We start from the raw sequence: 10,588 nt of genomic DNA, 5'->3' as shown, positions 1-10,588 counted from the left end.
CCCGCGCAGTGCCGCCACCATGCCCCAAAGCCACCGCACCCCCGACAGGCTCACCCTCCGCGCCCTCCGCGCCCTCCGCACCCCGGGCCCCCACCTCCACGCCCCCCGCCACCAAAGGCAACGGATCCGAAGGCTCCAGTTCCGGATCATCCGTCCGGAACGTCCGCACCCGCCCCGGCCCCGACCCCGGCGTCTCGAACCGCACCGTCACCCGCCCCAGACCGCTCCCCTGCACCCACCCCGCCCCGTGCACCGCATGCCGCACGTCGTGCCCGGCCGGCCACCGGCGCTCGGCCAACGGCACAGCCTCCCCACCACTGCTCTCGCCGCCACCAGAAACCCCACCTACAAGCCCTCCACCGCCAGACGCACCACCACTCAGCGCCCCACCAACAGGTTCACCACCCCCAATCACCGCACCACCAGCCCCCTCACCACCAGACTCACCCCCGCCCGCAGCCTCACCCCGCAGGCCCGCGTCCAGCACTTCGCCACCACTCCGCTCCCCCAACCCAAGCTCCGCCCCGTCCCGCTCCCCCGCCTCAGCCACCCCGGCTCCCGCACCCGCAGCCTCGGCCTGCGCCTGCGCCTGCGCGAACAGATCCTCCTGCGTGTAGTCCGTGAGGCCGCTCACCCCGACCCCCAGCAACCGCACCCCGCCCGTCGTGTCCACGGACTCGAGGAGCCGGGCGGCCGCCTCCCGCACCACCCCGGGGTCGTCCGTGGGGCCGCGCAGCGTCTCGGAGCGCGTCAGGGTCGAGAAGTCGAAGCGCCGTACCTTCAGGACGATGGTCCGCCCGGAGTGCCCCGCGTCCCGCAGCCGCTGCACGCACCGGTCGGCGAGGCGTGCCACCTCCATCCGGACCCGCACCCGGTCGTGGATGTCCACGTCGTACGTGTCCTCGACACTGACCGACTTGGTGTCCCGCTCGGCCACTACGGGCCGCTCGTCCCGCGCCAGCGCCATCGCGTACAGCGACCCGCCGTGGGCCTTCCCCAGGAGCCGTACGAGCTCGTCCTCGCCGGCCTCGGCCAGCTCCCCGACGGTGGTGATCCCGGCTCTTCGCAGATGGTCGCCGGTCGCGGGCCCCACCCCGGGCAGCGTCCGCACGGTCATGGGCGCGAGCAGCTCCCGCTCCGAACCCGGCGATATCAGCAGGAGCCCGTCCGGCTTGGCCTGCTCGGAGGCGATCTTCGCCAGCATCTTGGACACGGCGAGCCCCACGGACCCGGTCAGTCCCGTGACCCGCAGGATGTCCGCCCGCAGCCGCTCCCCCACGGCCCGCGCGGCCGCCTCGTCCGACGCGACGCCGCCCGCCTCCAGGTCCACGAAGGCTTCGTCCAGGCTCAGTGGCTCCACCAGCGGCGACAGCTCCCGCAGGAGCCGCATCACCTGGTCGCTGATCTCCCGGTAGAACGAGAACCGGGGCACGAGATACGCGGCGTTCGGCGCGAGCCGCCGCGCCTGCCCCATGGGCATCGCCGAGTGCACCCCGAACCGACGCGCCTCGTAGGAGGCGGTGGCGACCACACCGCGCGGGCCGAGCCCGCCCACGACGACAGCCTTGCCCCGCAGGCTCGGCTTGGCAGCCTGCTCGGCGGACGCGTAGAAGGCGTCCATGTCGAGATGCAGAATCGTCGGCGCGGTCCTCACATCTCCGATGCTGCCCTAAGCCACTGACAATGCCCCTGAGCCACCAGGCACGACCGCCCCGCCGGACCTACTGCCCGTCGCCGCCGACCGCCTCACACGGCCCGGTTGCGCCGCCTCGCGAGCTCGTCCCCGGGGTGGTGCCCCATCAGGGTCTCCCCGGTGTCGATGCGCTCCCCGTGGAGCTGCGACAGGGCGGCCTCCACATCGCGCCACACGACGCCCACGGCGATCCCGAAGACACCCTGCCCGCCCTGGAGCAGATCGTGCACCTCGCTGGGCGAGGTGCACTCATAGACCGTCGCCCCGTCGCTCATCAGCGTCGTGCGCTCCAGGTCCCGGAATCCGCTGTCCCGCAGGTGCTGGACCGTGGTGCGGATGTTCTGCAGCGACACCCCGGTGTCGAGGAACCGCTTCACGATCTTCAGAACGACCACGTCACGGAAGCTGTAGAGCCGCTGGGTCCCGGAGCCACCGGCCGCGCGCACGCTGGGCTCGACGAGCCCGGTCCGCGCCCAGTAGTCCAACTGGCGGTACGTAATGCCCGCGGCGGCGCACGCCGTGGGCCCCCGATATCCGACCCGGTCCTGCTCGGGGCTCTCCTCCTGACCTTCCGGTCCGGAGGTGCCGCCGGGCACTGCCACCGGGCGTTTCGGAGAGTGATCGGCCGAGCTGCTGTGATGCGGGTACGGACCGCCCACCGCCGTGCCGTCGCCGCTGCTTCTCACGCCGACCTCCGTCCTTGACCTGCCTCCTCGACGGTAGGCAGTCACCAGGGGCTCGTCAACGAACGCCACACTCGGCACGCCGGGTGATAATCACCCTGCGAGTGGTTTCCCCGCCCATGCTGCGGGGAAAGGCTAGCCGAATGATCCGGGGACGGCCTCCCGGAGGGGTCCTACGGGCCGACGAACGACGGCGCCCCACCGGCCGTCGAAGGCCGGCCGAAGCGCCGGATTCGCCGCCCACAGCGGCTCACTGGCTGTTGGTGCCGAAGTCCTCGGGCGAGATCTGGTCGAGGAACTCGCGGAACTTCTCCACCTCGTCCTCCTGCTCGTCCGGAATGGCGATCCCGGCGTCGTCGAGCACCCCGTCACTGCCGAAGATCGGCGTCCCTGTGCGCAGCGCCAGCGCTATGGCGTCGGAGGGCCGCGCGCTCACCTCGACCCCGCTGGCGAAGACCAGCTCGGCGTAGAACACGCCTTCCCGCAGGTCGGTGATGCGTACTTCGGTGAGCTCCTGGCCTACGGCCTCCAGCACGTCCTTGAACAGGTCGTGCGTCAGCGGCCGTGCGGGCGCCATGCCCTGCTGTGCGAAGGCGATGGCGGTCGCCTCCCCTGGTCCGATCCAGATGGGGAGGTACCGGTCGCCTCCCACTTCACGCAGGAGCACGATCGGCTGGTTGGAGGGCATTTCGACCCGGACACCTACGACGTCGAGCTCGTTCACACAGCAACCCTAGGACGTGCCCGGCAGGTTTGGGTAGTCGGGCACCGATCGGGTCAGCGCACCCGGACACCGAGCGCACTGTGCACGAGCGCCGCGTGCAGCCTGCCGGTGAGCCCCGCGAGCTCCTTCGTACGGGCCTCCGCATGGGCCCTGGTCTGCGGATTGCGGTGCCTGCGCAGCGGGGCGACGACCTGCTCGACGAGGCCCGCCTCCCGGTCGGCGGCCGATTTCATGGCCCGCAGATGGCGTGGTTCGATACCGAATCGCCCGAGTTCGACGACCAGCGCGGCCACCGTCACGGCGTCCGCGTCGTAGCTCCCGTCAGGCAGGGGCGTGATCAGGCCGTACGTCTCCCACTCGGCGAGCTGCACCTCGTCGGCCTCGGCGGCGGCCAGCAGGGTGTCCCGGCCGAGGCGTGCCGCCGTGCGCTCCTCGTCGGCCTCGGCGAGTTCGCTGTCGGCGGATTCGGGCGACTGCCCGGGGGCGGGCACGACGGGGACCTCGCCGCGCTCCGTGGCGTCCAGCTGCTCGCGGATCACCTTGAGCGGCAGGTAGTGGTCGCGCTGCATCCGCAGGACGTACCCGAGCCGCTCGACGTCCTCCGGGCTGAACTTGCGGTAGCCGGACGGCGTGCGCTGCGGCTCGATGAGGCCTTCGGACTCCAAGAACCTGATCTTGGAGATGGTGACCTCGGGAAACTCGTCACGCAGCACGTTCAGCACGGTGCCGATGCTCATCAGCCGGTGATCCGCGGCGGCGGTGCCGTTTCCGGCACCGCCCCTCGTTGTGTGCAGCATGGACCTTCCCTGGGGGTCCCCCCAGACGGAGTCTGGGGGAGGGTCAGATGCCCCGCTGGCTCGCGTAGAAGACCAGCCGGTACTTGCCGATCTGCACCTCGTCACCGTTGGACAGCGCGACGGAGTCGATCCGCTCCCGGTTCACATACGTGCCGTTGAGGCTGCCCACGTCGGCGACGGTGAAGGAGCCGTCCGCGAGGCGACGGAACTCCACGTGGCGGCGTGACACGGTCACGTCGTCCAGGAAGATGTCGCTCTGCGGGTGGCGTCCCGCCGTCGTCAGCTCGCCGTCCAGGAGGAAGCGGCTGCCCGAGTTCGGACCGCGTCGCACCACGAGGAGCGCCGAGCCGAGCGGCAGCGCGTCCACGGCCGCCTGGGCCTCGGGCGACAGCGCCGGGGACGGGGTCTGCCCCGTGACCTCGGCGTCGTAGGCCTCGAGTCCGGAGATGGAGATCGTCGAAGTGGTCTCGGAGGGACGCTCGGCGACCGCTCCGGCCCGCAGCGGCGCACCGCAGTTGGAACAGAACCGGCTCGCCTGCGCGTTGCGGTTCCCGCACCTCGTACACACCAGGGCCGACATGGACGGATCCTCCTGCCGCGGCTGCCCCGCAGGGGCATTGGACGCGTACGGGTCGGGGGTAAACCCTCCACCCGTACTTGAGGTTGACGGTTCTCCGAAACCTATGCGGCCGGAACTGGCAGGGTCAACAGACGACGCGCCCTGTCCGCCCGAAATGTCTCCGCCGACCTGGTCCCGGAACAGCGGGCGCTCGCCCACCTGCGTCTCCGGCACGTCTCCAGCGCGCGGCGCACGATGACGGGCGTCTTCACGTGCGCTCTTGCCGAACAACTTCGCAAACAACTTCACGGGCGATTCCCCTTGACTGAAACAGACCCGCCCGTGGGGCAGGACGAACCCTGATTGCACACACCGTCATACCGCGGCACCACGGACATCCTCACAACGTCCGTAGCCGCCAAACAGTTTCCACCACGCACCCCGTCTGCGGTGCGCCGACCCCCCGCAACCTCATGCCCTGGACCAACGGCCCCCATGCGCCCCCGGCTCACTGGGAGGACGACCGAGCGTAGTCAGGCCGCTTCGCCGGTCGCAAGGCATCCACGACGATCTTCTCCGTACGTGCGACAGTGACCGTGGCCTGCTCCTTCTCCAGAGTCTGCACCACTCCTCCAGGGATGTTCAGTGCCGGCTCCAGGTCCTGCGGCTTGCCGATGACCTTGAAGCGGTAGGGCGCGGAGACCTTCCGGCCGTCCACCCGTACACCGCCGCCCGTCGCGTCCGACAGATGGGTACTGGCCACCACCCTGACGTCATTGACCTGGATGGCCTCCGCACCGGCGGCGCGCAACTCCTGGATGGCGTCGAGCAGCATGTCAGCCTCAACCGTCCCCTTCTTGTCGTCGATGGTCAGCGTGATGCCGGGGCCCTGCGCGGCCACGGTGCCCGCCAGAATGCCGAGCTGTCGTTCCCTCTCGGCAGTCTGCTTGCGGGCCTCCTCGGCCTGGTCCGAGCTGTTCTCGAGACCGGTGCGCTGTTCCTCCAGTGTCCGCTTCTCATCTTCCAGACGCTGAGTTCGGTCATCCAGTTCATCGAGAATACGTACGAGATCTTCCTGTCGTGCCCCACGCAGCGCACTGCTGTCGTTCGTGGACCGCACCTGGATGGCGAGTCCGAGGCCCAGAACGAACAGCAGCAGGGCGACGATGAGTTGCGCGCGCGTCAGGCGCGGCGGCCAGATCCCCTGTACGAGCCTCTGACGGCCGGTCAGAGAGGGACCTCCGGAGCCTCCGCTCTGCCCTTCGGGCGGCCCGTCAGCGGCCGTGCGGGCCGTCACCGGGACCTCGGCGGGCAGTTCCCTGCGCCTGCCGTCCTCAGGTGGGTTGTCCATGCCCTTGGGGTCCTTGGGGCTCTTGGAGTTCTTGGGGTCCATGGGACTCATCCGCGTCACGCCCGGAAGACATGCCGGCGGATCGCCGCGGCGTTGGAGAAGATCCGGATGCCGAGGACCACGACGACACCGGTGGACAGCTGCGCGCCCACACCCAGCTTGTCGCCCAGGAAGACGATCAGCGCGGCCACCACCACGTTCGACAGGAACGACACCACGAAGACCTTGTCGTCGAAGATGCCGTCGAGCATCGCGCGCAGACCGCCGAACACCGCGTCCAGCGCGGCCACCACGGCGATCGGAAGATACGGCTCGACCACCGCCGGAACCTCGGGCCGAACCAACAATCCGGCCACGACTCCCACGACGAGGCCCAGTACGGCGATCACGATGTGCCCTTTCCTGCCTTCGGCTCTGCTGTTCGTACGGTCACACTGGGCGCGGCCGGAAGCCGGATGTCCTCCACCGCGGAAATGCTGGTCCGGACGCCGAAATTCTCCTGCAGACCGTGCAGATACTGGCCGTCGACGCTGTTCTGGAACCTCGTGCTCAGCTTCTGCCCGTCACCCACCGCGAGCACCGTATACGGCGGCACCAGCGGCTTGTTGTCGACCAGTATCGCGTCACCGGCCGCCCTGATCGCCGACAGCGCGGTCAGCCGCTGGTCGTTGATCGCGATGGCCTCGGCGCCCGACTCCCACAGGCCGTTGACGACCCGCTGCATGTCGCGGTCCCGCACCCGGCCGTTGTCGGAGAACCCGGAACTCTCCCGCGGACCGCCGCCGCCCTGGTCGGCTTCCTTCTTGTCGTCGACCACGAGCTTCACACCCGGCCCGTGCACCTCCGTCGCACCGGACAGCAGCGACACCAACTCGGCCCGGCCACCGCCGTGTTTCTCCAGCGCGGCCCGCTGACGCGCACTCACATCGCCGCGCAGGTCGTCGACCTCGTCCTCGAGCTTGTCCGCGTCCGCGGTCGCCGATTCGACCCGCTCGATCAGCTCGGAACGCTCCTTGGCCAGCTCCGGCGCCGCTATCCGCGCCTGCGCCGCACCCACGGTCACCACGAGCGCGGCCAGCACCAGGCCGACCGCGAGTCCCAGCTTGGCCCGCAGCGTCTTGGGAACTCCACCTGTGCCGGTTTCCCTCTTGCGGGCGGCGGCCTCCGCGTACCCCTCGTCCAGACTGTGGTCCATGACGGTGGTGAGCAGCGACATGGAGGCGTCCGGGCGCCGAGGGCGCGAGACGGTGCTCCGAACGGGGGGCTGCTGCGGCATGCCGCACATCGTCGCACGTCGCGGGCACTACCTCCGAACGGCCCCACCGGCGTGCCGGACAGCGCCACTTACGGGTGCTGTCCGGCACATATGCGCCATCAGTGCCCGGCGCTGTCCACCACCGCGGCCCACTCGTCGAGCAGCGCCTGGGCGGACGCGTCGTCGGGCCCCTCGGCCCACAGGTGCGTGACGGCCTCCGCCGGGTCGGGCAGTACGAGCACCCAGCGTCCGTCGGCCTCCACGACCCGTACTCCGTCCGTCGTGTCCACGGACCGCTCGCCCGCGGCCTCCACGACATGCCGCATCACCAGGCCCTTGACGGCCCAGGGAGTGGCGAGGTCACGCCTCAGGACGTGTGCACGCGGGATCCTGGCGTCGATCTGGCTGAGCGTGAGCTGCGTACGCGCCACAAGCCCGATGAGCCGCACGAACGCCGCCGTGCCGTCGAAGACGCTGCTGAACTCGGGCACGATGAACCCACCGCGTCCGTCGCCACCGAAGACCGTCGAATCACCACGTCCGACCCGGGTCAGATCGTCCGGTGACGTCGTCGTCCACTCCACCTGGGTGCCGTGGTAAGCCGCGACCTGCTCGGCGATACGTGTCGTGGTCACCGGCAGCGCCACCCGCCCGCTGCGCCGCTCCGCGGCCACCAGGTCCAGCATCACCAGCAGGGCCCTGTCGTCCTCGACGATCCGCCCCTTCTCGTCGACGAGCGAAAGCCGCTCGCCCACGGGGTCGAAACGCACCCCGAAGGCCGCGCGGGCCGACGCCACGATCTCACCGAGCCGCATCAGACCGGACCGGCGCGCGTCGGCCGATTCGGTGGGCCGTGACTCGTCGAGCCCCGGGTTGATCGTCAGCGCGTCGACGCCGAGCTTCCCAAGGAGGCTGGGCAGGACCAGTCCGGCACTGCCGTTGGACGCGTCCACGACGACCTTGAGTTCCGACTCAGCGATGCCCGTCGTGTCGACATTGCGCAGCAGCGACCCGGTGTAGGAGTCGAAGACGCTGGCGGGGAAGTGCAGGTCCCCGATCTCGCCGGGGAAGGCGCGCCGGTACTCCTGACGCGCGTACACCCGGTCGAGCTTGCGCTGGCTCGCCTGCGAAAGGTCCGCTCCGCGCCCGTCGAAGAACATGATGTCGACGGAGTCCGGCACCCCCGTCGTCGTCCGGATCATGATGCCGCCGGCACTGCCACGCGCCGTCTGCTGCCGGGCGACCGGCAGCGGCACGTTCTCCAGGTCGCGTACGTCGATGGCACTGGCCTGGAGAGCGGAGATCACGGCTCGCTTCAGGGCCCGCGCGCCACGGGAGTGGTCACGCGCCGTGGTGACGGTGGAGCCCTTCTTGAGCGTCGTCGCGTACGCGCCGGCGAGCCGCACGGCGAGTTCCGGTGTGATCTCCACGTTCAGGATGCCGGAGACGCCTCGGGCGCCGAAGAGATGCGCCTGTCCGCGGGACTCCCAGATGACGGAGGTGTTGACGAACGCTCCGGCCTCGATCGTCTTGAACGGATAGACCCGCACATTCCCCTGGATGATCGATTCTTCACCGACGAGGCATTCGTCGCCGATGACCGCGCCGTCCTCGATCCGGGAGGCCCGCATGATGTCGGTGTTCTTCCCGACGACGCAGCCTCTGAGATTGCTGTGCTGCCCGATGTAGACGTTGTCGTGCACGACTGCCTTGTGCAGGAACGCTCCGCTCTTGACGACCACGTTCGAGCCGACGACCGTGTGCTCACGAATCTCGGCGTCCGCTTCGATCTTCGCGTAGTCACCGACGTACAGCGGACCGCGGAGTACGGCGTCGGGATGCACTTCGGCACCTTCGGCGACCCATACGCCGGGCGAGATCTCGAAGCCGTCGAGTTCGACGTCGACCTTTCCTTCAAGGACGTCCGCCTGGGCCTTCACGTAGCTCTCGTGGGTGCCGACGTCCTCCCAGTAGCCCTCGGCGATGTAGCCGTAGATGGGCTTGCCTTCCTTCATGAGCTGCGGGAAGACGTCACCCGACCAGTCGACCGGCACATCCGCCTCGACGTAGTCGAAGACCTCGGGCTCCATCACGTAGATGCCCGTGTTCACCGTGTCGGAGAAGACCTGCCCCCAGGTCGGCTTCTCCAGGAAGCGCTCGACCTTGCCTTCTTCATCGACGATGGTGATGCCGAATTCCAGTGGATTGGGGACGCGTGTCAGACAGACGGTGACAAGCGCGCCTTTCTCCTTGTGGAAGCGGATCAGATCGGTGAGGTCGAAGTCGGTCAGAGCGTCACCGGAGATGACGACAAAGGCATCGTCCTTCAGCGCCTCTTCAGCGTTCTTCACGCTGCCGGCGGTGCCGAGTGGCTTCTCCTCATTGGCATAGGTGAGCTCCATTCCGAGCTCTTCACCGTCGCCGAAGTAATTCTTGACGAGCGACGCCAGGAACTGGACTGTCACTACGGTCTCGGTGAGCCCATGCTTCTTCAGCAGGCGCAGCACATGCTCCATGATCGGCCGGTTGGCAACCGGCAGGAGCGGCTTGGGCATGCTCGAGGTCATGGGGCGCAGGCGGGTGCCTTCGCCCCCGGCCATCACGACGGCCTTCATGTCGGAAACGTCCTCCTTGATAGACGACGATCTAGCCGACTCAGCCTGCCAGGATTGGCCCGTTCACTCAGGTACGAGCCTTCCGGCCGCCCCACCCGTCATTTTGACGGGCTCAATCGGCCATGGCATCCGTCTTGACAAGTCGGCGGACCTGAACCACGTAGAGGATCCCTGCCCACCAGTACAGCGTTGTACCCCATCCGGCGAACGCCCATCCGAAAATAGCAGCGAGTGTATGGATCCAGCCACTTCCGTCACTGAGCAGCAGCAGCGGAAAGGCGTACATCAAGTTGAAGGTCGCGGCCTTGCCCAGGAAGTTCACCTGCGGCGGCGGATAGCCGTGTCGCCGGAGGATCCAGACCATCACCAGCAGAACCAGTTCGCGCAGCAGTAGCAGTCCGGTCAGCCACAGCGGCAGAATCTCCCGCCAGGTGAGGCCGACAAGCGTCGAGAGGATATACAGCCGATCGGCTGCCGGGTCGAGGAGCCGGCCCAGGTTGCTGATCTGGTTCCATCGCCGCGCCAGTTTGCCGTCGAGATAGTCACTGACGCCGCTCAGCGCGAGCACCAGCAGCGCCCAGCCGTCACTGTTCGGCCCGCCGAACTCCGGCCTGAGGATCAGCCACAGGAAGACGGGCACACCGACGAGACGCGCCATGCTGAGGATGTTCGGGATGGTGAGGACCCGGTCCGTCTGGACGCGAGTCTCCTGGACCTCCACCCGGGGGCCTCCTGTGGGGAACGAGCCAATGATGCCCCCTGACCTTACCGTCAGTTGTCAGACGGCTGTGCAGAGGGGGTGGCGCGGCTCCGGAAAAGCTCCGAAAACGATCCGGGAAACAAAAAAAGCCGTGGTCCCCAGACTCAAGTCTGGGGTCCACCGCTTTATAAAAATAATTTATGCGGGGGGC

The 10,588-nt window shown here is 68.6% G+C and carries 10 protein-coding genes; all 10 read right to left on the bottom strand.

Features of this window, described 5'->3' with window-relative positions:
• Positions 1-1,654: DNA polymerase IV (locus tag ACFVHO_RS40195; RefSeq protein ID WP_385725494.1), on the bottom strand; the 1,654-nt coding region annotated here is incomplete at its 3' end.
• 92 nt (positions 1,655-1,746) lie between these two features.
• Positions 1,747-2,379 carry a MerR family transcriptional regulator gene (locus ACFVHO_RS40190; RefSeq protein ID WP_385725493.1) on the bottom strand — a complete coding sequence of 211 codons (633 nt, stop codon included), beginning with the start codon at positions 2,377-2,379 and terminating at the stop codon, positions 1,747-1,749.
• A 247-nt stretch (positions 2,380-2,626) separates the two neighbouring features.
• Positions 2,627-3,100, bottom strand: a complete 474-nt coding sequence (locus ACFVHO_RS40185; protein ID WP_005475662.1) for a bifunctional nuclease family protein — start codon at positions 3,098-3,100, stop codon at positions 2,627-2,629.
• Positions 3,101-3,153: 53 nt separating this feature from the next.
• Entirely contained in the window at positions 3,154-3,897 is a 744-nt protein-coding gene (locus ACFVHO_RS40180; protein ID WP_385725492.1) for a MerR family transcriptional regulator, read from the bottom strand.
• Positions 3,898-3,940: 43 nt separating this feature from the next.
• Positions 3,941-4,825: an FHA domain-containing protein gene (locus ACFVHO_RS40175; RefSeq protein WP_385725491.1), complete on the bottom strand. Its 885-nt coding sequence runs from the start codon at positions 4,823-4,825 to the stop codon at positions 3,941-3,943.
• 139 nt (positions 4,826-4,964) lie between these two features.
• Positions 4,965-5,807 carry a DUF881 domain-containing protein gene (locus tag ACFVHO_RS40170; RefSeq protein ID WP_385725495.1) on the bottom strand — a complete coding sequence of 281 codons (843 nt, stop codon included), beginning with the start codon at positions 5,805-5,807 and terminating at the stop codon, positions 4,965-4,967.
• 56 nt (positions 5,808-5,863) lie between these two features.
• Complete coding sequence (locus ACFVHO_RS40165) at positions 5,864-6,196, bottom strand: small basic family protein (RefSeq protein ID WP_003988855.1); 333 nt, start codon at positions 6,194-6,196, stop codon at positions 5,864-5,866.
• Positions 6,193-7,092, bottom strand: a complete 900-nt coding sequence (locus ACFVHO_RS40160; protein ID WP_385725490.1) for a DUF881 domain-containing protein — start codon at positions 7,090-7,092, stop codon at positions 6,193-6,195. The genes ACFVHO_RS40165 and ACFVHO_RS40160 overlap by 4 nt, the downstream gene beginning before the upstream one ends.
• An 89-nt stretch (positions 7,093-7,181) precedes the next feature.
• A complete protein-coding gene (locus ACFVHO_RS40155) occupies positions 7,182-9,677 on the bottom strand; it encodes a sugar phosphate nucleotidyltransferase (RefSeq protein ID WP_385725489.1) in 2,496 nt (831 codons plus the stop codon).
• 112 nt (positions 9,678-9,789) lie between these two features.
• The gene (locus ACFVHO_RS40150; RefSeq protein ID WP_385725488.1) at positions 9,790-10,398 is read right to left on the bottom strand and encodes a CDP-alcohol phosphatidyltransferase family protein; all 609 of its coding nucleotides are present in this window, start codon (positions 10,396-10,398) and stop codon (positions 9,790-9,792) included.
• Positions 10,399-10,588: the final 190 nt, after the last annotated feature.

This window comes from Streptomyces sp. NPDC127108 (assembly GCF_042677545.1).
Taxonomy (GTDB): domain Bacteria; phylum Actinomycetota; class Actinomycetes; order Streptomycetales; family Streptomycetaceae; genus Streptomyces.
This window is presented reverse-complemented; position numbering and strand designations above follow the sequence as displayed.